Origin of the sequence: Phyllobacterium zundukense, from assembly GCF_025452195.1 — a bacterium.
In the GTDB taxonomy this organism is placed as follows: Bacteria; Pseudomonadota; Alphaproteobacteria; order Rhizobiales; family Rhizobiaceae; genus Phyllobacterium; species Phyllobacterium zundukense_A.
The window spans coordinates 891,190-913,456 of the sequence record NZ_CP104972.1 but is presented as its reverse complement, the minus strand read 5'-3'; the positions used below and the strand labels follow the sequence as shown (position 1 = coordinate 913,456).

Sequence of the window (22,267 nt, the reverse complement as noted above, 5' to 3'; positions counted from 1 at the left end):
CACGGGCTGTTCCTGTCGCAGCGTAATTTGGATGATTGATTGGCAGCGATCATTGTTCACTGCCAAAGTACTTTTGACACATAATCGTTCCAGTTTGCCCGATTCAGAATCTCGAGTGTGACCACATAGCTGAGCGGACCCCCATGGCGGAATCCGAGGCCGTACGTGTCAGGATGAAAGATGACTCCGATGATCGACAACCTGTGTTCGGTTTCCCCACGTCAATCATCGGCCAGTCGCCCAAACAGGCGCCGATCGAAGCGCTGTTTGCTTATGATCATTTTCTTTCGCTGTGTGCCCTCGTGCCGGTATCCCGCTTTTGTCAGCACACGATCTGAGGCCGGGTTTCCCTCCACTGTCCAAGCTTCCAGTCGATAAAGCTTCATGGCCTCATGGCAGTGCATCGTGACAGCGATCAATGCTTCCGTAGCGTAGCCCGTCCCCCAGAAGGGTTTGCCGAACTCGTAACCGAGGATCGCCAGTGACGCTGGCTTGTCGATTGAATTCAGGCGGATACAGCCCAGGAGAACTCCTGTACTGCGATCACGCACCATCCAGCCGAACCCCTTGGACTGCTGGGAAATGCGGACCATCCAGCTCACGAACCCTCTTGTCCGCTGCTCGGTGGGCTTGCGTGGAAAATCGGAAAACCGTGATGTCTCCGGAGCTGAGAAGATCGGATAATAGGCCTCCCAATCTTCCGGTCGAACCCTTGATAGTTGCAGGCGAGAAGTTTCCAAATCTAGTGTCATTCAAAGGTCCTCATATCCTGAAACTTGTTACGTCGCAGGGTTCTGGTCGCAAAGTCTGTCGCAGGCTTCAGCAATTGTGCGCCAGATAGCCCGCTTTGCGGCCTCAGTTGCCAACTTCAATCACCGATGACATATCCTTCGCCGCCGCGACAATGGCACGTCTCAACCATATGTGCCTGGGCGCGTCTTGCTGGCGCGCGTGCCAGGCGAGGCTCATCGTGAAGCTCCCAAGATCGAGGGGCGGCGGCAACGATACGAAGCGCCTCATGTTGGCGGCCGCTCGTGCCAGGCTTGACGGCAGGGTCATGATGAGGTCGGAGCGAGCGGCGATCTCGACCGCCGAGAAGAAGTTCGGCACGCGCAGCTTCACCCTTCGCTTCTGCCCCATGTGCGCAAGTACCTCATCGACAGGTGCAGGCCCGACGCCCGTGACGCTCACCACGATATGCTCAAGCGCGAGAAAGCGGTCGAGAGTGAGTTTTCCGGTGAGCGCAGGGTGATGCGCCCGCATGAGCGTCACGAGTTCCTCGTCATAGAGGCGGCGTCGGTGGATGCCGGCCGGCGCTATGTCGATCAGCGCCACCATCGCATCAGCGACACCGTGCTCCAACGCTTCGATCCCGTTCGCGCCCGGCGCGACAATGTCCAGATCGAGGGCCGGTGCCTCGCGGGCGAGGCGGGCGAGCAAATGCGGGGCAAGCGCGGCGGCCTGAAGATCGGGCATAAGAAGCCGGATTCGACCCGTTGCCGTCGCGGGAACGAACGAGTTGGCTTCCAACATTTCTCCCAGGTCTGCCAGTATCCTGCGCAACACGGGACGCACCTCGTCGGCGCGGTTGCTGAGGACGTAGCCGCCCGGCCCATCGACCAGCAGCGCGTCTGAAAATAGCGTGCGCAATCGCCCCAGGGCCCGGCTCGCGGCCGGTTGGCTCATGCCGAGCCGGTGGGCGGCTCGCGTGACGTTCTTCTCCTCCAGCAACGCTTCAAGCGCCACCAGCAGGTTGAGGTCGATCCGGCGTAAATCCACTTCGTGCATGCTGACTATATATCATATGCATTGGACGCATGGAACTCCTGCGCGTATCTGTTCCCTCTATCGAGCAATTTGACGGAGTGGCAATCATGCATGTTGTGCTTGGAGCAAACGGACGGGCTGGCGGTGAGGCGGCTTACGCCCTCATCAAACGCGGCGAGGCTGTGCGTGTCGTCCTGCGTCGCAAGGAACAGGGTGAAAAGTGGATAGCCCTCGGCGCAGAGATCAGCGTCGCGAACATCGAGGATGCCGACGCGATGGCCGATGCATTGAAAGGCGCATCGGGAGCCTTCCTGCTCAATCCGCCGCCGGTGAGCGGTGATCCCTATGCCCGCACTGAAGAACTCGGCGCGGCGCTGGCCGATGCAGCACGGCGGGCGCGTCTGCCCAAGGCCGTTGTCCAGTCGTCTATCGGAGCACAGCATGCCTCCGGCACCGGCGTCATCGCTACCCTCAACCGGTTCGAGGCGTTGCTTGACGGCGTGGCACCTGCGACCGCCTTCCTGCGGTCAGGCTATTTTGTCGAGACATGGAGCGAAGTGGCAGAAACTGTCATGTCGGAAAGTGTGCTGCCGACCTTTCTCGAACCCTCTCAGAAAATCCCCATGGTGAGCACAATCGATGTCGGGCGCGCGGCGGCAGCCGTGCTATGCGAGGACTGGACCGGCAAGAGGGTCGTGGAACTGGGCGGACCGAAAGACTGGAGTGCAGACGATGTGGCAGCGGCCTTTGCCGAAGTTCTCGGCCGCCCGGTGAAGTCGATGCTTGTTCCGCCTGAGCAGCGTGCCACGCTTCTCGCCGAGGAAGGCGTGCCCGCCGAGGTGGCGGATGCGCTGCTCGGCATGTATGTGGGGATCGCCAACGGGCTGTTCATGCGCCAGAACGACCGCGAATATCGGCGCGGCACGATCTCTCTGACGGCAGCGATAGAGCGCGTTATCGCAACGGTTAAACCAGCCGGCCGCTCATCTTCAGCCGAGTAGCAAGTTTTATTGGTTTCGCGACAACACCGACACGTCACTATAAATTGTCGCGAAAAAATTTCGCGACTTGCGCCTCGACTTCAGAGTGAATGGCTGCGCGATCGACACCCTGTGCGTCCTCACACAACTCCGGAGCCTCTGCCTTCAAAGGCGGCGGGCAGATATCCGTGAAGATGAAATGTCCGCCCGGCACGTGCTGGAGCTTCGGCGGCTGCGGGAGACCCGTTGCGAGTACGCGCGTATTCTCCTCGCCCAACTTGCTCTGTTCAGGTCGAAACAGCAGGACCGGCATATTGACCGCCGTCAAGCCGGCACGATCGAACAAAACGCCGAACGGATCCAGCAACACAAGTCCCCTTACCGGAAGGCGGGGGATCGGAGGTGCTTTGGCCGCCGACTGAGCCTGCGGAGCCGGAACGGCCTTCCTGTCGCCGCCAGGTCCGGCTCGGCACGACTGAACATCGTCCGGATGCGCCGAGCAATAGGTGGCGAGTTCCTTAAAATTGGGGATTCCGCCCGAGATTCCCAAAGCGACCGCGCCACCAAGCGAGAAACCGAGCATGCCTAACTTGTCCGGGATGGCATGTTGCTTGAACCGTGGATCGGCCATGATGGCATCAAATGCAGCTTTGACCTGAAACGGCCGGGCCAGCAAACGGGTCTTGCCATGGAAGGGCGCGACCACGATGAAACCCTGTCGGGCGAGGTATGCTGAAAGCGCGCGCAGCAAAAGGGGGCTACCACCCGTCTGGCCACCGCCATGCGAGAGCAACACGACAGGGAAGCGGCCGGAGGCGACCGCCGCATCGCGGCTGGCGGGAGTTGCGAAGGGGCCAGCTTGCCAAGGCACCTCCTTCGCCTGCGTCGGATACCAGACGAGCGTATCAAAGGCCTCCTCGGCAGAAACCGGAATACGTGCGATTCCCGCATGAAACGGGGCCGTCTGCGCCCACGCGGCCGAGATGGAACAGGTCATCAACAGTGTTATGGTGAAAAAGAAGCTGCGCATGGCCGTTCCTATGGCGTTGGTCAGGGTTTTCTCAGCAGGCAAAAAATTCTTATTTCATGAACATGACAGTATTGGCATTTTCGCCCGCAGCACAAATATCGTAAACTACTTCATAATGGTTCAATGCGAAGAGGATTCACAGTTCGGCCTTCTCTGTAATCCGGGTCAGGCAGCAGCCCTCCTGTCCGGGGGACCAGAGTTCAATCTCAAAGTCGAAGCCCGCTGCTTCCAGAGTCGCCTCGTCAAGCGCGGAGGCGCAGTAAAGCAAGGTGACGATTTCCTCTTGGCTGCACCCGGCCTCGACCCATGCGTCCTTGATCGGGCACGCCATCATCTTCACTTCCAGGCATGTGCTGTCGAGCCGCCGGATGTCCGGGCAAAACACCGACCCGTCATCTGGTGACTTCGCGAAGCGTTTTGCCATACATTCAAAGTCCCTCGGGGCGCAGCCCGCGAGGGATTTGCCGACATAAAGACCATGGGCGCGGCTTGCACTTCGCATCACGTCCTTGGCTTCAGCTTCGCCGTAGCGGACTTTGAGTTCACGAAAGACCATCAGATAGGCCGTGCCTCGGTCCTTGATGGCGTCATACAGTAATTTGTTGGTTGGCTTGTTGGTCACTTCTTCCCTCCAATACTGTGCTGATTGGAAACTATCGATTTTTGGTGATATCTCCCACCTGAAACACTGACCGCAGACTCGGATGAGATCGAACATCGACACCGCGTTGAGAAATGATACAGCAATACAGCGATGTTAAGGGGCCTCAGAAAACCAACCTGGCAAGAAGTCATCGACCTGCCGCCTGGATTCTCAAAAACCGTAGATCCCGACAACGGCGACGGTGGAATTTGGCAAGCTGGCGATCAGAAGTTGACGATCTGGGGCACCCACCTCGTGCTAGATGACCAGAAGTTCGATGATGGCGTTCGCTCTGTTTCGAGTGGTTGGACTCAGACGTGTTTCAGGAAAACTAACAAATCGGCGAGCTCTTCGGGAATATGGATTCCGTAATTCTCCGCATGTTACAGTCATTCGGTGGAAAAGGTGATTGCCGCAATCGCTAATGGCGGAAGTCCAAGAGTTTTGCGCGGGGTCAAGGGCGGATCAATCGGCATGTTTTCCAGGGCGGATTCTGACATGAGTGTCGAGCATTCGACGCAAAGTGACCTCGTTAAAGATCCTTCCGGGATATTTTCCTTAGAAGCCTGGCGAATGTCATACGTGCCGTTGCCTTCAGGTCATCGTGACATAGCGCATGTCGGAGGCCTTGTCGATTTAGGCGGCATTATCGTTGCGATGACCCCAAGGCGAACAGCGTTCCGCGCGGTCAGAATGGTGCGCCGTGGCATGCATGATTGTCGCTATTGAGTATCGCCTGTTCTGGACAACATTCGCACCATGAGCCGAACGATCCTTGATCGTGAGACCATACGAAGCCGCGCATGGACAAAAAAGACGACGCCACCTGTTGTATGAAGGTATTTGTAGACCCTCGGGCACCAATCAAAACTGGTCAAAATCTCCTATTATCAGCATTTTCAAACGAACAGTTGTTGCTGCACGGCAACATTGTACAACGCCGATTTGGGAGACGCAGCAGGTCTAGCAGACACATCGTTGAAACAAACTCTGAGAATATGTGTTCAGAGCTTATAAACTCATTTGCACGGCTAAGCAGCGAGGGTTGTACCATTCTCGATGTTTGATCCCCGTTTTCATTTCTTGGAGGCACGATCATGCGTATTGCGATTCTCGGAGCAGGGGCCGTCGGTGGCTATTTTGGAGCGCGGCTGGCGGCTGGCGGCGCGGATGTGACCTTCGTTGCGCGCGGCGCCCATCTTGCGGCCATTCAAAGGGACGGGCTGCGTGTAATCAGCCAACGTGGCGACGTCCATCTGCCCGCCGTCAAGGCGGTTGACGATATCAGCAAAGTCGGTGAGGTCGACCTTGTCATCGTCGCCGTGAAGTTATGGGACACGGAGCAGGTCGCCGTCACACTCAAGCCATTGGCCGAACACGGCGCGGCGATTCTCTCGTTGCAGAACGGCGTTCATAAGGACGAGGTGTTGCGCAAGCACGTGCCACCCGACGCGGTCATCGGCGGACTCTGCTATATCGCAGCCGTAATCGCTGAACCGGGAACCATCCGGCACGATGGAACCATGCAACGCATCATATTCGGCGAATATGATGGAACTCGCTCCACCCGGGTCGACGCTTTCTATCAAGCCTGCATCGCCGGCGGCATCGACGCCGATATCAGCAACGCGATTGAACGGCTGATCTGGGAGAAGTACGTCTTTCTCGTCGGACTGTCGGCAACAACATCGGCTATCCGTCAAACCATTGGGCCAATCCGGGAAAATCCCGCTGCCCGTGCTCTCTTGTTCGACATCATGAATGAGACTGTTGCCGTCGGACGGGCAAAGGGTGTGCCGCTCGCTCCAGACTTTGCCGAGGACCGGCTGACCTTTTGTGATACACTTCCGGTTTCGATGACATCGTCGATGCACCATGATCTTGATCACGGCAAGCGAATGGAGTTGCCGTGGCTGAGTGGCGGAGTCGCCGCCTTGGGAGAGGAGCTGGGCATACCGACACCCATGAACCGGGCGGTCGCCAGCATCCTGAGCATCTACGCAGCCGGGAACACAGCGGTGAGTGCGTCAGACTAATCTTGCTCCGAAGAGTTGCGAGGGATTTCGGCCGATGTTTCATGGCGGCGCTCCGCAGATTGCGACAATCGACGGATTTAAGGGCAACTCTGAGCGAGGCAACATCTTGCGCGGTTTCAGACTTCGACCCGCCCCTTTCGAACAGAGCGTCACGAACGCCGCAGCATTACCTCTACGGGCGGTCCGTTGCGAATGGTCTGGTACACCACGCAGTAGCGTTCGGTAAGCTTGAGGAGCTGGTCGAGCTTGTCTTGCGGTGCTTCCGTTTCAACGTCGAAGATTAGGCGAATTTGGGCAAAGCCAACTGCAGCGTCCTTGGCAACGCCGAGGGTACCGCGGAAATCGAGATCACCTTCGGCCGAGACGGCAGCGGATTGAAGCGGAATCTCCAGCGCCGTCGCCACTGCCTTCATGGTCACGCCCGCGCAGGCAACGAGTGCTTCGAGCAGCATGTCACCGGAGCACAGTTCCAGGCCTGTCCCCCCGTCGCGGGATGCAGGCCCGCAACGGCGAGAAGGCGTCCAGTCTCCACTTTGCAGGCGATATTTTGATCATCGAGCGTGCCGTGCGCCTTCAACGTGATATATACGTCCTTCGGGTCGGTTTTGTAGCGCTCCTTGATCGGCGCCTGAATGGCCTTGATCTGATAGCAGGGAAGTCGAGCTCTCAAGGGTTGCTCCGTGTCAGCAAACTATCAAGTGAAAACTGTCCCGGTCCCCAGGCCATTATTCCGAGCGCCATTGCTGCCCATGTTACATGAAGTGGCCAACCTTCGGGAACGGTAAGCTGAACGACAAGGGTCATCAGCAGCAAGCCGAAGGCGGCAAACCGAGTCGCGAGGCCGACAACGAGGAGCAGCGGACAATCTCTGCGGAGGCGGCCGCGAAGGCAAAGATGCCCGGTGCAGGAAATGGGTATGGGCCGCCCGGCAAATGCAGCTTGAACTCCGAGGCGAACAGCAGCACCGCGACATCGTTCAACTGCAGAAAGCCGTCCCACTTGTTGATGCCTGACCTCCAGAAGGGCACAGCAAGCCCGATGCGAGGAACGCATTCGCGACTACGCTATCCGCTATAATCACGTTGTGACAAGTTCCCGCAATAGGCATGTTGCGGTCGGCAAACCCCGCTTTGGCGCGATTCAAGTGTCCACCGCTATCCAGATTTGGTTGCCGCAGCCTTGAAGAGTTCACCGAGTTCCATCGGGAATGGAAACACGATCGTTGAATTCTTCTCATTGGCGATCACATTCAGCGTGCTGAGGTAACGCAGTTGCATCGCTTCCGGCCGTTGGCCCAGGATGTTTGCGGCTTCCAGCAATTTCTGCGCAGCTTGCTGTTCGCCCTCGGCGTTGATGACTTTGGCCCGTCGTTCGCGTTCGGCCTCGGCTTGCCTGGCGATGGCGCGCACCATCGTTTCGTTGAGATCAACATGTTTGATCTCGACATTTGCGACCTTGATGCCCCACGCGTCGGTCTGCGCGTCGAGAATCTCCTGAATATCGCTATTGAGCTTGTAGCGCTCCGCCAGCATCTCGTCGAGATCGTGCTTGCCAAGGACGGAACGTAACGTTGTCTGGGCAAGCTGGCTCGTTGCCATCAGGAAGTCCTCGACCTGGATCATCGCCCGTTCGGGGTCGATGACGCGGAAATAGAGAACTGCGTTGACACGCACCGAGACATTGTCCTTCGAGATCACGTCCTGGCTTGGCACATCGTGCACCACTGTCCGCAGATCGACACGCAGCATCTGCTGGACAAAGGGGACGAGGATGATCAGACCCGGTCCTTTAACGCCGGTGAAGCGGCCGAGCGTAAACACCACGCCGCGTTGATATTCCCGCAATATCTTGATCGCGGCAGCCAAGAGCACCAGCAGGATGACGATGATCGGAATAAAGACAGTGATAAGCATTGGAAAGTCCTCCACTAATTGCTCTCCGGCTGATCGGGTTCGACCTTGAGGATAATGCCCTCGATGCCTGCTATCCGGACCTGCTGTCCCTTTTTCAGCGGCGTCTCGGATACTGCCGCCCACCGTTCGCCATGGGCAAGGACATGCCCGCGGCGTCCACGCCACTCCAGGACCTCGCCATGGGCTCTCACCATCTCCTCGCTACCCGTCACCACCGGGCGTTTGTGCGAGGAAACCACAAGGCGGATGATGATCAAGGAAAGCGCCAGACTGGTTAGGGCGACGCCGGCGGTTAGCGGCCAGGAAATGCGAAAAGCTGGAATGTCGGTATCGATCAATATCGTGGCGCCGGATATGAAAGCGATGACGCCGCCAATGCCCAGAACGCCGAAAGATGTCACGAACGCTTCGGAAGCCATCATCGCAAGACCGAGGATAATGAGACCAAGGCCAGCAAAATTCACAGGAAGCACAGCGAGTGCGTATAGGCCGATCAGAAGGCAAATCGCGCCAATGGTACCCGGAAAAAACGAACCCGGAGCCATGAATTCGAAAATAAGTCCATAGATACCTATCATCATCAGGATCAGCGCGACATTCGGGTTCGTGATCACCATCAGCAGCTCTGTGCGCCAGTCCTGGTTGATCTGCTCTAGAGGATGACCCCTGGTATCGAGCGTAATCGCATTTCCTCCCGCGCTGACTTTGCGGCCATTGGCCTGCGCCAGGAGGTCATCCACGCTCGTTGCGAGGATATCGATCACATTTTCTTTGAGTGCTGCGCTGGCGGAAAGGCTTGCCGCTTCACGCACCGCTTTTTCAGCCCAGTCGACGTTCCGGCCGCGCAGTTCAGCCAGTGAGCGGATATAGGCCGTCGCGTCGTTGATCGCTTTCGTTTCCATCGAGCTGTGCGGCGTAGGGGGAGTGCCCGTGTCGTCCCCATCCTTTTTTGTCCTGGCATCCTGATCCTTGTCCTTCTTGTCCTCGCCGCTCCCTGGAAATGGCAAATCGCCGATCTGGATGGGCGTCGCTGCGCCGAGATTGGTCCCGGGCGCCATCGCCGCGATGTGACTGGCATAGAGAATGTAGGTGCCGGCGCTGGCTGCGCGTGCGCCGCTTGGACTGACATAAGTGGCTACGGGCACCGGGGAGCCGAGGATGCCACGAATGATGTCGCGCATGGACGTGTCCAGACCGCCGGGCGTGTCCATTTGCAGAATAACGAGAGGCGCGTTGCGCTCTGCCGCCGTTCGCAAGCCACGCAATATATAGTCGGATAAGGCTGGCCCAACGATGCCTTCGAGTTGCAGGATCAGCACCGTACGTGCGCTCTGTGCATCGTTCGGCAATACGGACAAAAAGCTACCGAGTAACACGACGGCAACGGAAAGGGCGGCACGATTATATCCGAACCAATCTGCGATGAATTTTCTCATCAGGCCCATGGTCAAGCTTACATCAGAGCGTTTGCTTCTGCCATATGCGGATTAAAGTTCGCGCACCCAACACACGCGCCCTCGGTGGCATCGACGTGACATAGTGGGGTGATTGCTACCGCGGCGAGAAGAGGAGGCGTCATCCCATCGCCATGCCCATTGTCATGGAGATCGACCTTGACGCCGAAGAGATTCGAACACGGGACTCCGTATATTCGAAGTGATTTGAACATATCCACCTATCGTGAGAAAATTCCAATGTTCGGTGAGGCAGGCCTGCGGAACGCGGCAACCTCCGAACGAGGAAACACAAGGAGCCGGGGTTTCTCGGGCTCGATCTGAGAACCTCTCGCTCACCGCATGACGATCCCATGTAACTGGCTTTGTCTCAGGCTTGGTCAGGCGTGTTTCCGGTATAGGAAAGGAAACGATCATGGCCAAAATAATTTGTGTTCTCTATGATGATCCGGTCGACGGCTATCCGAAAACATATGCACGCGATGGTCTTCCGAAAATCGACCACTATCCCGGAGGCCAAACATTCCCTTCACCCAAGGCTATAGACTTTCAACCCGGAACGCTGCTCGGAAGCGTTTCGGGTGAACTGGGTCTGCGAAAATATGTTGAATCGCTTGGCCACACGTTTGTGGTCACCGCCGACAAGGATGGTCCGGATTCAGTGTTCGAGAAGGAACTGCATGATGCTGAAATCGTCATCTCGCAGCCATTCTGGCCAGCATATTTGACTGCAGAGCGCATTACCAAGGCATCGAGGCTCAAATTGGCGCTCACGGCGGGAATCGGATCTGATCACGTCGATCTTCAGGCCGCGATCAACCGCGGCATTACCGTCGCGGAAGTTACCTATTGCAACTCCATCAGTGTCTCCGAACACGTTGTCATGATGATCCTGGGATTGGTGCGAAACTACATTCCTTCCTATCAATGGGTAGTCAAAGGCGGCTGGAACATCGCTGATTGTGTCGCCCGCTCCTATGACGTCGAGGGGATGCACGTTGGAACAGTCGCCGCCGGCCGTATTGGTCTGGCTGTGCTGCGCCGTCTCAAGCCCTTTGACATGTATCTTCACTATCATGACCGGCACCGGCTTCCGGACACCGTCGAAAAGGAACTTAACGTAACATGGCATGACACGGTCGAGGACATGGTCAAGGTCTGTGATGTCGTGACCATCAACTGCCCGCTTCATCCGGAAACGGAAAACCTGTTCAACGAGAAAATGCTCTCGAAGATGAAACGCGGCGCCTATCTGGTGAACACCGCCCGCGGCAAGATTTGCGATCGCGATGCTGTCGCCAGAGCATTGGAAAGCGGCCAGTTGGCTGGGTATGCAGGAGATGTCTGGTTTCCGCAACCGGCGCCGAAGGATCATCCGTGGCGGACCATGCCGCATCACGGAATGACGCCGCACATCTCCGGAACATCCCTGTCCGCCCAGGCGCGTTACGCGGCGGGAACACGAGAAATCCTTGAATGCTGGTTCGAAGGGCGGCCCATTCGCGAGGAGTATCTGATCGTTGACGGCGGGAAACTTGCAGGTGCTGGTGCACATTCCTACAGCACCGGCAATGCAACGGCCGGTTCCGAAGAAGCAGAGCGTTTCAAGAATGATCTTCGGTAGGCTGGCTTACGCCGCTCGCCCAAACTTAGGCAAACATCCAAGCCTGCCAACAAGGATAATTTATAAATGTGGCGGAGAGAACTCCGCTCGATGACTGTTAGAAGCGCTACTGAGAAGTCCGACGTTGGTTTAAGAAAGCCGTCCGATCGAACGCAGCCTTTGCCTTTGGCGGTTAAGTGCCACGGATATGGGATTCCGCATCTCTCACTACCGAGCGCCAGATCAACCTTGGTTTGCTGGCGGCGCAACGGAACCCCGCTCGATGATAGAGGTCGGAACGATGATCCGCTCCGGGGGTCTGGCTTCCCCCTTCAGCCTTCGTATAAGAAGCTCTGCCACTGTCTGGCCAAGAAGATAGGCGGGCTGGTCTATAACAGTAATTGGGGGGCTGGTAACGGTTGTCCAATCCGCGTCATGAAATGTTATGAGCGACACGTCTTCAGGAATGCGCAGGCCCCGCTGCCGGACAACTTTGAAAATCTCAAGAGCAATGACGCTATCCGATGCGATGATAGCCGTCGGCGGGTTCGGACGAGACAACAGATTGGTGGTGATTTCGGCCGTCGACTGCTGCGTGGTCGCGCCCAGCATAATCAGCCGATCCTGCGGTGGAACCCCGGCTATGTTACAGGCAGTCATGAAGCCCTCAATGCGTTCGCGAACGGAAGAGGTGTAGATCTGCGCCAAATCTTTATATTCGTGTCCTGCGAAATCGACAGCGGTGATGTAGGCGATCCTTCGATGGCCGGACGCAGTCAAGATTTCTGTAGCGCGCTGGGCGGCATTGCGATCGTCCACGGTTACGGTGTCGACGTCGAAATTGGGAAGTGCACGGTCGAGCAGCGCGAGCGGCCGGCCTGAACGATGTATATCGCGCAGATGTGAAATGTCACGCGATTCCGACGGGGTCACGATCAGGCCGTCGACGCGCTTGCCGATCAACACCCGGACCGCCGCCTTCTCCATCTCGATCTGCTCGCTGGAATTTGCCAGGATTACATTGAAGCCGGCAGAACGGGCCGTGTCGCTGATCCCACGCACAGCATAGCCGAAGAAGGAATTCTCGATGTCACCGACCACGACGCCAATGATACCGGATCTTCCTGTCGTCATGCTCCGGGCGAGTTCATTGGGGCGATAATCCAGCTGCCTGGCGGCCGCCAATACATCGCCTCTTATCTTCTCGCTGACGACCCCATAATTTCCCAATACGCGGGCGGCCGTAGCCTTCGAGACACCTGCCTCTCGCGCGACGTCGGCGACTGTGACCGAGTGGATCCTGGGGTTCGAACTATTCATGTGCTGAACGACTACTAGAGTTGTTGACGGGAGGTCAATGTGAATATATCAATTACCATTGAGACCGGTCTCACGCAATAAGAGACCGGTCTCTACGTAGAAAGTTTGTGTTTGAGAAATGTTTGAAGTTCTGGGCGCCCTGCCTTCTACAGCCGGGATTGCGTCAGTGTCAGACAAGAAAGTGCAAAACCTCAGAGGAGAACAACAGATGATAAGCATTCACAGAACCAAAATGTTCGCACCGGCGGCCAGGCGCGCCGCAGTCGTATTGAGTTTCATACTGGCCGGCTTTTTCTCCGTCGCGCAGACGCAGGCCGCCGGTGACAATCCCTACGGTCTGATCGATCCGAAAGTGATCAGCGTCGGCACCATGGGCGACGCCAAACCATACACATTCACCACCGCGGAGGGCGAGTTTACCGGTTTCGATATCGAGTTCTTTCTCAATGTCGCGAGCCGTCTCGGCTTTCAGAAGGACCAGGTTATCTTCACCGGCCAGGAGTTTTCAGCCCTGATGCCGTCGGTCGCCAACCAGCGGTTCGACGTCGCCGTGGCTGCGATCGGAACGACGGAGGCGCGGAAGAAGACAGTCGATTTTTCCGACGGCTATCTCGCGGGTTACCTCTCTGTCCTGACCTCGGATAAAGCGATGACGTCCGCCGAAGGCTTGAAAGGCAAGCGTCTTGGCGTCGTGCAGGGGACACTCCAGGAAATCTATGCCGGAAAAAACTTCACGGGCACGGATCTGGTCAAGTTCCCGGACAACAATTCCGCGGTTTCGGCCCTGAACAACGGAACGGTCGATGCCCACTTCCTCGACTACGAGGCCGCCAAACAATACAGCGAACGTTATCCCGACCTGAAAATCGCGGCAAATATTCCGTCATTCGATGCACCGGCAGGATTTGTCGTGCGCAAGGGCAATGATGCCTTCCGCGAGGCGCTCAACACGGCACTGCATGCTGCCATGGAGGACGGCACCTGGAAGACGCTCTACGAGAAATGGTTTCCGGGTTCGCCCATGCCGCATCAGTACCTTCCGAAGAAGCAATAGTTCCTGACGCGGGCTGCAGCCCGCTCGCTTACCGGGCCGACCTAACGTTAAGGGGAACAGCATGGACTGGATGGAAAACCTGCGTCGCAGTTTCCTCGATTGGGAGGCTATGGCGGCGGTCCTGCCGACGATGATTACCGTCGGGTTGAAGAACACGTTGATCCTCGCCGCAGCATCGACGGTACTCGGCGTCATCATCGGGATGATTCTTGCAGTCATGGGTATCTCGCAAACGCTCTGGCTGAGGATGCCGGCCCGTATCTACACGGATATCTTCCGCGGCCTGCCGGCCATTGTGACGATTCTGCTCATCGGGCAGGGTTTTGCTCGCATTGGAAGAGAGTTCTTCGGCCCGTCTCCCTATCCGCTCGGCATTCTGGCGCTCAGCCTGATCGCCGGTGCCTATATCGGCGAGATATTCCGCGCGGGCATTCAAAGCGTCGAGCGGGGCCAGATGGAAGCATGCCGTGCCTTGAGCATGAGCTATGGGCAAGGCATGCGCCTCATCGTCATTCCGCAAGGGGTCCGGCGCGTATTGCCGGCACTTGTCAATCAGTTCATCGGCAATGTGAAAGACTCCAGTCTTGTCTACTTCCTTGGATTGCTGGCGGCCGAGCGTGAGATTTTCCGTGTCGGCCAGGACCAGGCGGTTGTTACCGGCAACCTGTCGCCGCTGTTGCTTGCCGGGGTGTTCTATCTGATCATCACTGTGCCGCTCACCCACCTCGTCAACTTTATCGACAACAGTCTGAGGACAGGGAAACACACGTCCGGCGCGCTCACCAGCGGTCTTGTCGAAGTCGGTGAACTGGACGACGCCGTCAACCGCCAGGCACCCGTCGGCGCCGAGCCTGACAGGGCCAGGATTGATCCGGCAAAACCGCGGTTCACAGGCGGCAGCCTCGCTATCAGCGAACTCGACATGGCTTATGGCGACCTTAACGTTCTCAAACAGGTGAGCCTCGCGGTGAAGGCCGGTTCGGTAACCTGCGTTATCGGTCCCTCGGGCTCTGGCAAGTCGACGCTGCTGCGCTGCCTGAACCGGCTCGTCGAACCGAAGGCCGGAAATATTCTCCTCGACGGAACGACAATCCTGACGATGAAACCTGAAACGCTTCGCCGGCGGGTTGGCATGGTCTTCCAGCATTTCAACCTGTTTCCGGACCATACGGCGCTGGAAAACGTCATGCTCGCCCTCGTCAAGATCAAGCGCCTGCCCAAACGCGAGGCAAAGCGGATCGCCGAAGCCAGCCTCGCCGATGTCGGTCTGGCCTCACGCAAGGATCACCGGCCGGGACGGCTCTCTGGCGGCCAGCAACAACGCGTGGCGATTGCACGCGCCTTGGCGATGGAGCCGGAGGTTATCCTCTTCGACGAGGTGACAAGCGCACTCGATCCGGAACTGGTCAAGGGCGTGCTGGATCTCATGGCTGATCTTGGCCGGCGCGGCATGACAATGGTGGTCGTTACCCACGAGATGGGTTTTGCCCGCAAGGTCGCCGACCAGGTCATCTTCATGGATGAAGGCCGCGTGATCGAAACAGGCCCACCATCCGAAATCTTCGACGATCCAAAAAGTCCGCGCCTGAAGCGGTTCCTGGCTGAAGTGCTGTAATGAACGGCACAGCGGCAATAGGCATAAACCAACCCATCAATATGAAAGTGACATCATGAATTTATCCGCTCCCGTAGTCTCGAAAGTCGTCGTGGTCGGCGGCGGTATCTTCGGTGCATCTGCTGCTTTGCATCTTGCCCGGCAGGGGGTCCGGACCATTCTCGTCAATGATGGGCCGCTTGCGCGGGGCGCGTCGGGACGCTCGCTCGCCTGGCTCAACTCCGCGCGCCGACGCTCTGTCGCCTATCACTACCTGCGCCTCGCCGGGATCGATCGCTATCGCAGCCTGGCAGCGACGCATCCGGGCGCCGCCTGGCTGCGTTTCGATGGCGGATTGACGTGGGATGCCGACGGCGCCAAGAACGAAATTGCCGACGTTTTTGTCTATGAGCGATCGATAGGCTACGACGCCCGCCTGCTGTCTGCCGCCGAGATAGCGTCGGTTACGCCCGGCGTAGACGCACGGTCTGTCCCTGCCCAAGGGGCCATTTTCAACCCGGGTGAAGGATGGGTAGATCTTCCCTCGCTCATTGCGTTTCTGATGAGCGAGTTTCAGACACTTGGCGGCGAGGTGATAACAGATGGAGGCCGCGCCAAGCTGTTGACGCCTGGCGGCAGGGCCGGAGCGACCATGCTGGAAGATGGAAGAGAGATTGGCGCGGACGCAGTGTTGCTAGCTACCGGGCCGGCAGTTCCATCCATGGCCATGGAGATCGGCAGTACAATTCCCGATGCGACGCCGATTGCGCTCCTGGTGCGTACCGAGCCGATTGAACATCCTCTGCGCGCAGTTTTGAACACGCCGCGCGTCGCCGTCCGGCCGATGCCGTCGGGCGGCTTCGCTCTTGATTCAGCCTGGTCCGAGGAAGAGGTCGTGACGCGCGCGGATGGCACCTATCATGTGGACCAATCCACAATACAGGGACTTCTCGACGAGGCATCGAACGTTCTGGCGGGCAATCCGAAACTTACGGTTGCGAGTTATGGCATCGGCCCCAAGCCTATTCCTGGGGACGGCGAGCCCGTATTCGGTCCTGTGAAGGAGGTGGAGGGCTGTTACCTCGCATTCAGCCATAGTGGTGCAACCCTGGGGTTAATTGCCGGAGAACTTATGGCTGGTGAAATTGCGACGGGGGAGACAAACGCTCTTCTGGAACCTTTCAGACCAACGCGGTTCTGACCGTACATCCACCCGCAACGCATAGTGATGCGAAGAAGCGATGGCGTTATACGTCATCGCGAAGGAGACATTTCAAAAAGTGAGATCTCCAACGTTTTTGTAAGCGGGAACATCAGTTCACCTTCGAAGCCGAATTCCTATGGTGCCCGGCCTATGCTAACCGGCAAGCCAGGGATACAAGAAGCGAAAGTGGCGGAATGCACTTGCTTTCGAGAAGGGTGAAATGGCTTAGAAACCGGCGACATGTTAGCGTACGCCGCTACTTGCTTGTTCAAACGACCACTTCACCTGCTCTGCCAGGAACGCGGCAAACGGCTTCACATTCATATTGCCGCTCGCCTCCTCCAGCCCTGCCAGATAGGCCCTGCGGTCTTCCACCCTGACGACTGTCCAAGGATAACCGCCGGAGGCCAGCATGGCATTCATGAGAAACCGCGCCATCCGGCCATTGCCATCTGGATAGGGGTGCACATAGCCCACGAGCCAGTGCCCGAGCACGGCGCGCACCGACGCTTCTTTCTCCGCCTCCAGTAAATCGAAGAGCTCGTTCATCCCATCGGCCACCGCCTCTGTTCGCGGCGGTACATATTGCGAGCCGCGCAGGTACACAGGTTGGTTGCGATATCCGGCAAGCGCACTCGCCCTGAGTATACCAGCGGTCACGGACGGCGCGAACAGTTCCCGGTACCATTCTCGATGTGTATCCCGCGTCAACGCTCCTGCCGGCTTGCCGTTTATGATAGCGGCGACCGACTCTTTGACCTTCTGAAAGGCGAGGTAGTAACCGCGCGCGGCAAGCGCATCGCGGTTCTTGCGGTCCTCTTCATCGATTGCTGGGTTCCAGCTTCCTTCTCTCACACGGTCGATGAGCTCGGGTGTGACGCTGTACCCTTCGATCGACAGCGAATGATAGGCGTCGCTCTCGTAGATATCCTCGACGAACTTCATATAGGCGTCCTTGTCGGCCGGCAGGCCAGACGCCTTTGGGAATATTTCAATGACGGCTTCGCGCTGCGATTCCCAGATCGCGCGCAGGCGGGCGACCAGCGGCGGTACCCCCGCCGGGATAGCGGTCACACCAGCTTGTCCCGCGAACGGATCGGACTCGCGCACGTCATACCCGGCCGCTTTAAAGGCCGCCACGATTTCATCCGCGAAGGCGTCGCGCCCTACGCGGCGGAAAGCGCCGGCAAGCCGTCCCGCCACGGCGGAATGGCCGCCATCAAGCAGTAAGGCCAGAACAGTCGAGACGTCGCGCACCGACGCCATTGCGACCTGCATCTCGATCGGCGCGCGCTGGAAAAATCCTTCCGGCACACGAATAAGCGCGGCCTCAACGGTGAATACGCGCTGACTGTTCTTTTCCGTCAGCTGTTCTGGCATTTCCTTGACCTGGAGGTCATAGATGGAAGTGCCAAACAACAGGTCGATTTTGTTGTTCTTGCCCTTGGGTGTGTTAACCACCACCTGCGGCGGAATGGTGGGCGCTTCCGCATGCAGCAAAAGCGACTGCTCTGGTGACAAGAACCAGTCCTTGCCGAACCGCTCATTGCAGTACAGAGAACAGAATTCCCAAAAGCTTGCGTACCAGGGGGTGGTGTCCTGTTGCTGCGCCTGTGGGCCGGTCGACATGACCCAGCCTCTGATCACATCGCGCAGAAAGCCATTCTGCAGCAGGCGCTCTCGGTGAACGCGGGATAGTTCGTCCGACTTGAATATGCGCCGCCCGCCTTCCTGCAGCTTTTTGAGGATGGCTAGGGATTCCGCGAGTTTTTCATGGGGCTTGGCCATGGCCGTGCCTTTGCAAGTTTTTGGTGTTGTGCGATTACAAGTATATAATGACGATCCATCACAAGTCAATGATGCCGTGAAGTCACAAGTTTTTAGTGATGAGCAATCGCAAGTTTTTAATGCTTCGTGACAAAATATGAGGTATCCTCAATGGGATAGCTATGTCACTTAAGCGGGTACCGCGGCCTCCGCGCACCAAACCTTGCAGCGATCCTCGCCCATGTTGATCTGGTGACGCTTTCTCCGAAAGACGCTACCCGTGCCAACATCGAAAAGCTTACCGCCGCTGGCCTCGACGATCGGGACATCGTCACACTCGCAGGCCTCATCGCCTACGTCAACTATCAGGTGCTGGTCGTGGCCGGCCTCAAGATGCTGAGGGATAACTGACATGTCGCAAGCGGTACACGAATTCACAGTCGACACTCTCGGCTGGAAACCCTATGTGAAGCCGGTCGAATTGGATAGGGCTACACCCGAGCAGCTTGACGCATTGAAAATCACTCCGTCGAACAGGAAGATTTCTGACTACGTATTGGTGCTTGCCAATGAGCCCGAAACTCTAAGGGAACGCACGCCACTTTTCAACGATATCATGTATAGCGAGGGCGGGCTTTCGCGCGGTGGTCGCGAGATCGGGGCGCTCGCAGCCTCTTTCGTCAACCGCTGTATATACTGCGCCTCGGTGCATGCGGCCCGCTACATCCAACGCGAAAGGCGTCCGCAGGTCGTGGAAGAGATCTACAAGAACGGGCTTGACGCAGACCTGCCGGAGTTCGAGCAGGCACTATTTAACTTCGGCGTCGATCTGACGGCGCATCCCGATAAGGTTGGCACCTACCAATTCTACCATCTACGTGAGATCGGTATGAACGACCTCCAGATCATCGATCTTATCCACGCCGTCGCAATTTTTGGTTGGGCTAACCGTTTGATGCACACGCTTGGCGAGCCGCACAGGCTGGACTGAGCCAAAGCGAAGTACACTCACAGTGCGGGCTGTTTCATCCCGTTGAACTGCCTGAAGGTTTCACGCCGGCACGCTCGTCCCAAGCTTGGGCCACCTTTTGCAGGACTCGATGGACATGGACGAAACGACGCACACTCTTTCGCCTGATCCGTGGAAGGCGGCGTAGTCGCTCGTGGGCCGACAGCGAGTCTTCTATACTGACGGACCGCAGAATGTGTCTTGCGCTCCAGTCTCGTCAGGATCAATGAACTGTGTCCGCTAATTCAGGAATGTGCCCCTTCCTGTTCACGTGCTCGATAGAGGGCGTCGATAGCCGTCTGGATGTCCACCAGATTCTTGAGCGGTCCAGGATTCGCGCCGTTTTGTGCAATCTGCAGAATTTCCTGGCGACGCGAGGAAATCAATTCCTTTATCGCCGCGTCGATTTCTTTGACGTGCTGTGCTGCCATGGAGTCCTCCAAGTTGGCTGAAGTCGTGATGTGCCGCTTGGTCAGGCCGAAGTCAACCAACGGAGTCGAGGTGAGATATGGCAATTTTTGCATTCTCGCCGGCAACTGCACGTACAGAACAGTTACCGGAGTCTTCGTCTGCCGATCAAACCTGCTCGACTCAAATGTCGGTTATCCCAAGGCATGGTCAGAGCATCCAACTATCACTACCCGCAAAGCTTCAGCCATCGCAATTCCTAAATGTGCCTCCCGCGGGGCTTGCAATGACTATCGCTGTCACCAAGAACAATCCTATGAGCGCTGCCGTCGCCATCTGTCCCGAGAATCGGTAGCCAAAAAGATAAAGTTCGCGATTTTTTGGCCGAATCATATCCCGTCTCCGTCAGATCAGTTGCCACTTGACTGGCTTTCATGCTTGGCTCACACGACGCAATTACCTACTTAGCTGCGGCAGCTGGGCATCTGACGAACCCGCCTGCAAAAGTTTCGTCCTGGGGTTAATCCAAAATCTTATGTTTGAATTGCTGGTCGTCGGTTTCCTTATTCTCCTGAACGGAGTTTTCGCACTATCTGAACTTGCGGTAGTTTCGGCGCGTAAAGCCCGACTGGAAATGTTACTCGATCGCGGTGTCGCGGGAGCACGCGCGGCCATTCAGCTTTCGCAGAATCCCGGGAAGTTTCTATCCACGGTTCAAATCGGCATCACACTCATCGGTATCGTCGCGGGTGCGTTCTCCGGTGCAACACTTGGTTCGCGCATGAGCGTATTCCTTGCTGGTGTGGGCGTGCGCGCCGATATCGCCGATGTCGCAGGGTATGCTCTCGTTATCGGTATCATCACATATCTCTCGGTGATCATCGGCGAACTCGTTCCCAAACATCTGGCATTGAAGAACCCGGAGCGCATCGCCTGCTTCATCGCCCGCCCCATGAATGTCCTATCGCTCGTCGCTGCGCCGGCGGTATGGGCGCTCGATGCGTCGACGCGCGGTGTGTTCAGGCTCCTTGGCATATCGACTGCTTCCGAAAGTGCCATAACCGATGAGGAAATCCTGACGATCGTTGCCGAGGCGGGCAGCACAGGCGTGATCGAGGAGGCAGAGCGCTCCATGATATCCGGTGTCATCAGGCTCGGCGATCGCAGCGCACGCGCCGTGATGACGCCGCGGACCGAAGTTGAGATGGTCGACATCGGCGAAGATGCGGTGTCGTTGAAACGTAAACTCATTGCAGCCAGCCACTCCTGTCTGCCGGCGTTTGACGGGGATCGCGACAACGTCGTCGGCGTCATAATGCTTCGGGATATGATCGAGCCGATGCTTGCATCCTCGGCGGTGGTCATCCGCGACCACGTGCGCCATGCTCCGATCATTCCCGACACGATGGATGCCTTGGCGGCGCTCAAGGTTCTGCGCAATGCCGATGTGCCAATGGCGCTCGTTCATGACGAATATGGTCACTTTGAGGGACTTTTGACACCCGGCGACATCCTTGACGCCATTGCAGGCGCGTTCCGCTCGGATGAGGATCAGTCAGAAAATGAGGCAGTACGGCGAGAGGACGGATCCTGGCTTCTTGCGGGTTGGATGCCGGTTGATGAAATGGCGGATCTGCTTGGTCTCGACCTGCCGGAACACCGCCACTACGAGACGGTAGCGGGCTTTGTGATCGATCACCTGGAAAGGATTCCCGTAACGGGAGAGGCAATAGAAATCGAGAACTGGCGATTCGAGGTTGTTGACCTTGATCACCGCCGCGTCGACAAAGTCTTGGCGTCCCGCTTGTAGCCGGGCCGGGTCTAAAGATAGAGATCAACGCCATAAGCAAAAGCGGCATTTCTGGTTGCAGACAGTACGAACTCCCGAGCCCTTCGCTAACTGGAACGGCCGATATAACAGGCCCATGTTGATCATTTGGTTTCTCCAAATCCCACTCGACTGGAAACCCATTCGGAAAACCGCTTAGAGTGGGGTCTGCGGTTAAAATCGGGCCAAGGCGAGGGGAGTCAAGGTTGCTTTCTATTGAGCCACTATCCATTGGTTAGACCTGATCCGGCACCGGTTACGCGGAACAGACCTTGAAACGAAAAAGCTGGTCGATAATCCCGAATTCACTGATGGTTCGAGTCTATGTTCGCGAACGGAGGCGGGGGACCCTGCTGCAACGAAAACATATCGATATCGCTGAAAGAGGCCAGCGCACAAAAACCGGCTGAAGTGTTCAGCGGATTTCGAAGTTGGAAGTCTGCCGGCAGATGCGCTTCTTGATCACGATGATTCGACCAGGACATGTCGCGTGACGACCTTGACCACACAGGATTGGCGGTGCGGCAGAACGTGGCGAACCATGCTGCAACGTCTGGGTCTATGCGCGGAAAGGCAATAGTTGGTCAGGACAATGACCTCCTCGACTTTCTTGCCGCTGTCTCGACCAAACTGCGCCTGTGAGATCCGAATATTCTT

Annotated in this window: 18 protein-coding genes and 3 pseudogenes; 10 read left to right on the top strand and 11 right to left on the bottom strand. The window is 57.3% G+C overall.

All coding sequences use genetic code 11. The features are described 5' to 3' along the window. Nucleotides 1–221: 221 nt before the first annotated feature. Nucleotides 222–752 (bottom strand): GNAT family N-acetyltransferase, encoded by a 531-nt coding sequence (locus N8E88_RS12020; protein WP_262291927.1) that lies wholly within the window; start codon nt 750–752, stop codon nt 222–224. A gap of 103 nt (nt 753–855) precedes the next feature. Beyond that, nucleotides 856–1,788, bottom strand: coding sequence for a LysR family transcriptional regulator (locus tag N8E88_RS12015; protein WP_262291926.1), 933 nt, complete (start codon nt 1,786–1,788; stop codon nt 856–858). Between the two features lie 86 nt (nt 1,789–1,874). On the opposite strand from N8E88_RS12015, the gene N8E88_RS12010 reads away from it, so the two are divergent. Continuing rightward, nucleotides 1,875–2,768: an NmrA family NAD(P)-binding protein gene (locus N8E88_RS12010; protein WP_262292423.1), complete on the top strand. Its 894-nt coding sequence runs from the start codon at nt 1,875–1,877 to the stop codon at nt 2,766–2,768. A gap of 37 nt (nt 2,769–2,805) precedes the next feature. Here the strand turns inward: N8E88_RS12010 and N8E88_RS12005 are convergent, their stop codons facing one another. Both N8E88_RS12005 and N8E88_RS12000 read right to left on the bottom strand, forming a co-directional pair. Then, nucleotides 2,806–3,777 carry an alpha/beta hydrolase family protein gene (locus N8E88_RS12005; RefSeq protein ID WP_262291925.1) on the bottom strand — a complete coding sequence of 324 codons (972 nt, stop codon included), beginning with the start codon at nt 3,775–3,777 and terminating at the stop codon, nt 2,806–2,808. Between the two features lie 136 nt (nt 3,778–3,913). Further along, nucleotides 3,914–4,399 (bottom strand): L-2-amino-thiazoline-4-carboxylic acid hydrolase, encoded by a 486-nt coding sequence (locus N8E88_RS12000; RefSeq protein WP_262291924.1) that lies wholly within the window; start codon nt 4,397–4,399, stop codon nt 3,914–3,916. A gap of 1,118 nt (nt 4,400–5,517) precedes the next feature. Here N8E88_RS12000 and N8E88_RS11995 point away from each other — a divergent pair. Continuing rightward, nucleotides 5,518–6,456 carry a ketopantoate reductase family protein gene (locus tag N8E88_RS11995; protein WP_262291923.1) on the top strand — a complete coding sequence of 313 codons (939 nt, stop codon included), beginning with the start codon at nt 5,518–5,520 and terminating at the stop codon, nt 6,454–6,456. 149 nt (nt 6,457–6,605) lie between these two features. Here N8E88_RS11995 and N8E88_RS11990 read toward each other — a convergent pair. The 4 genes and pseudogenes from N8E88_RS11990 to N8E88_RS11975 all read right to left on the bottom strand — a co-directional run bounded on the left by N8E88_RS11990 (nt 6,606) and on the right by N8E88_RS11975 (nt 9,805). Further along, nucleotides 6,606–7,126 (bottom strand): annotated as a pseudogene (locus tag N8E88_RS11990) (OsmC family protein). After that, nucleotides 7,123–7,496: pseudogene (locus N8E88_RS11985) on the bottom strand (DoxX family protein). Before N8E88_RS11985 ends, N8E88_RS11990 begins: the two co-directional pseudogenes overlap by 4 nt. 114 nt (nt 7,497–7,610) lie before the next feature. Continuing rightward, nucleotides 7,611–8,369 (bottom strand): slipin family protein, encoded by a 759-nt coding sequence (locus N8E88_RS11980; RefSeq protein WP_262291922.1) that lies wholly within the window; start codon nt 8,367–8,369, stop codon nt 7,611–7,613. Nucleotides 8,370–8,383: 14 nt separating this feature from the next. Then, nucleotides 8,384–9,805, bottom strand: coding sequence for an NfeD family protein (locus N8E88_RS11975; protein ID WP_262291921.1), 1,422 nt, complete (start codon nt 9,803–9,805; stop codon nt 8,384–8,386). Between the two features lie 433 nt (nt 9,806–10,238). Between N8E88_RS11975 and N8E88_RS11970 the strand changes: the two genes are divergently transcribed. Continuing rightward, nucleotides 10,239–11,447: an NAD-dependent formate dehydrogenase gene (locus N8E88_RS11970; RefSeq protein WP_262291920.1), complete on the top strand. Its 1,209-nt coding sequence runs from the start codon at nt 10,239–10,241 to the stop codon at nt 11,445–11,447. A 222-nt stretch (nt 11,448–11,669) separates the two neighbouring features. Here N8E88_RS11970 and N8E88_RS11965 read toward each other — a convergent pair whose 3' ends face one another. After that, complete coding sequence (locus N8E88_RS11965; protein WP_262291919.1) at nt 11,670–12,746, bottom strand: LacI family DNA-binding transcriptional regulator; 1,077 nt, start codon at nt 12,744–12,746, stop codon at nt 11,670–11,672. 208 nt (nt 12,747–12,954) lie between these two features. Between N8E88_RS11965 and N8E88_RS11960 the strand changes: the two genes are divergently transcribed. The 3 genes from N8E88_RS11960 to N8E88_RS11945 all read left to right on the top strand — a co-directional run bounded on the left by N8E88_RS11960 (nt 12,955) and on the right by N8E88_RS11945 (nt 16,595). Beyond that, nucleotides 12,955–13,800: an ABC transporter substrate-binding protein gene (locus tag N8E88_RS11960; protein ID WP_262291918.1), complete on the top strand. Its 846-nt coding sequence runs from the start codon at nt 12,955–12,957 to the stop codon at nt 13,798–13,800. 61 nt (nt 13,801–13,861) lie between these two features. Beyond that, complete coding sequence (locus N8E88_RS31545; RefSeq protein WP_315975224.1) at nt 13,862–15,415, top strand: amino acid ABC transporter permease/ATP-binding protein; 1,554 nt, start codon at nt 13,862–13,864, stop codon at nt 15,413–15,415. Nucleotides 15,416–15,470: 55 nt separating this feature from the next. Further along, nucleotides 15,471–16,595, top strand: coding sequence for an NAD(P)/FAD-dependent oxidoreductase (locus tag N8E88_RS11945; protein WP_262291917.1), 1,125 nt, complete (start codon nt 15,471–15,473; stop codon nt 16,593–16,595). Nucleotides 16,596–16,841: 246 nt separating this feature from the next. On the opposite strand, the gene N8E88_RS11940 is transcribed toward N8E88_RS11945, so the two are convergent. Beyond that, a complete protein-coding gene (locus tag N8E88_RS11940; protein WP_315975223.1) occupies nt 16,842–18,227 on the bottom strand; it encodes a Fic family protein in 1,386 nt (461 codons plus the stop codon). Between the two features lie 360 nt (nt 18,228–18,587). Here N8E88_RS11940 and N8E88_RS11935 point away from each other — a divergent pair. Both N8E88_RS11935 and N8E88_RS11930 read left to right on the top strand, forming a co-directional pair. After that, nucleotides 18,588–18,776: pseudogene (locus N8E88_RS11935) on the top strand (CMD domain protein); the annotation flags it as partial. A gap of 1 nt (nt 18,777) precedes the next feature. Continuing rightward, nucleotides 18,778–19,356 (top strand): peroxidase-related enzyme, encoded by a 579-nt coding sequence (locus tag N8E88_RS11930; protein ID WP_262291914.1) that lies wholly within the window; start codon nt 18,778–18,780, stop codon nt 19,354–19,356. A gap of 263 nt (nt 19,357–19,619) precedes the next feature. Here the strand turns inward: N8E88_RS11930 and N8E88_RS11925 are convergent, their stop codons facing one another. After that, on the bottom strand, nt 19,620–19,898 hold the full coding sequence (locus N8E88_RS11925; RefSeq protein ID WP_262291913.1) for a hypothetical protein: 279 nt from the start codon (nt 19,896–19,898) through the stop codon (nt 19,620–19,622). A gap of 419 nt (nt 19,899–20,317) precedes the next feature. Between N8E88_RS11925 and N8E88_RS11920 the strand changes: the two genes are divergently transcribed. After that, complete coding sequence (locus N8E88_RS11920; RefSeq protein ID WP_262291912.1) at nt 20,318–21,592, top strand: hemolysin family protein; 1,275 nt, start codon at nt 20,318–20,320, stop codon at nt 21,590–21,592. Nucleotides 21,593–22,093: 501 nt separating this feature from the next. Beyond that, complete coding sequence (locus tag N8E88_RS11915) at nt 22,094–22,252, top strand: hypothetical protein (RefSeq protein WP_262291911.1); 159 nt, start codon at nt 22,094–22,096, stop codon at nt 22,250–22,252. Nucleotides 22,253–22,267: the final 15 nt, after the last annotated feature.

What these genes read in the sequence shown, in the direction of transcription:
- N8E88_RS31545 (WP_315975224.1), top strand. Translation starts at nt 13,862, where the DNA reads ATGGACTGGATGGAAAACCTGCGTCGCAGTTTCCTCGATTGGGAGGCT.
- N8E88_RS11960 (WP_262291918.1), top strand. Translation starts at nt 12,955, where the DNA reads ATGATAAGCATTCACAGAACCAAAATGTTCGCACCGGCGGCCAGGCGC.
- N8E88_RS12015 (WP_262291926.1), bottom strand. Translation starts at nt 1,788, where the DNA reads ATGCACGAAGTGGATTTACGCCGGATCGACCTCAACCTGCTGGTGGCG.
- N8E88_RS11965 (WP_262291919.1), bottom strand. Translation starts at nt 12,746, where the DNA reads ATGAATAGTTCGAACCCCAGGATCCACTCGGTCACAGTCGCCGACGTC.
- N8E88_RS11920 (WP_262291912.1), top strand. Translation starts at nt 20,318, where the DNA reads ATGTTTGAATTGCTGGTCGTCGGTTTCCTTATTCTCCTGAACGGAGTT.
- N8E88_RS11940 (WP_315975223.1), bottom strand. Translation starts at nt 18,227, where the DNA reads ATGTCGACCGGCCCACAGGCGCAGCAACAGGACACCACCCCCTGGTAC.
- N8E88_RS12020 (WP_262291927.1), bottom strand. Translation starts at nt 752, where the DNA reads ATGACACTAGATTTGGAAACTTCTCGCCTGCAACTATCAAGGGTTCGA.
- N8E88_RS11945 (WP_262291917.1), top strand. Translation starts at nt 15,471, where the DNA reads ATGAATTTATCCGCTCCCGTAGTCTCGAAAGTCGTCGTGGTCGGCGGC.
- N8E88_RS11995 (WP_262291923.1), top strand. Translation starts at nt 5,518, where the DNA reads ATGCGTATTGCGATTCTCGGAGCAGGGGCCGTCGGTGGCTATTTTGGA.
- N8E88_RS11970 (WP_262291920.1), top strand. Translation starts at nt 10,239, where the DNA reads ATGGCCAAAATAATTTGTGTTCTCTATGATGATCCGGTCGACGGCTAT.
- N8E88_RS11915 (WP_262291911.1), top strand. Translation starts at nt 22,094, where the DNA reads ATGTCGCGTGACGACCTTGACCACACAGGATTGGCGGTGCGGCAGAAC.
- N8E88_RS12005 (WP_262291925.1), bottom strand. Translation starts at nt 3,777, where the DNA reads ATGCGCAGCTTCTTTTTCACCATAACACTGTTGATGACCTGTTCCATC.
- N8E88_RS11930 (WP_262291914.1), top strand. Translation starts at nt 18,778, where the DNA reads ATGTCGCAAGCGGTACACGAATTCACAGTCGACACTCTCGGCTGGAAA.
- N8E88_RS11925 (WP_262291913.1), bottom strand. Translation starts at nt 19,898, where the DNA reads ATGCAAAAATTGCCATATCTCACCTCGACTCCGTTGGTTGACTTCGGC.
- N8E88_RS11980 (WP_262291922.1), bottom strand. Translation starts at nt 8,369, where the DNA reads ATGCTTATCACTGTCTTTATTCCGATCATCGTCATCCTGCTGGTGCTC.
- N8E88_RS11975 (WP_262291921.1), bottom strand. Translation starts at nt 9,805, where the DNA reads ATGAGAAAATTCATCGCAGATTGGTTCGGATATAATCGTGCCGCCCTT.
- N8E88_RS12010 (WP_262292423.1), top strand. Translation starts at nt 1,875, where the DNA reads ATGCATGTTGTGCTTGGAGCAAACGGACGGGCTGGCGGTGAGGCGGCT.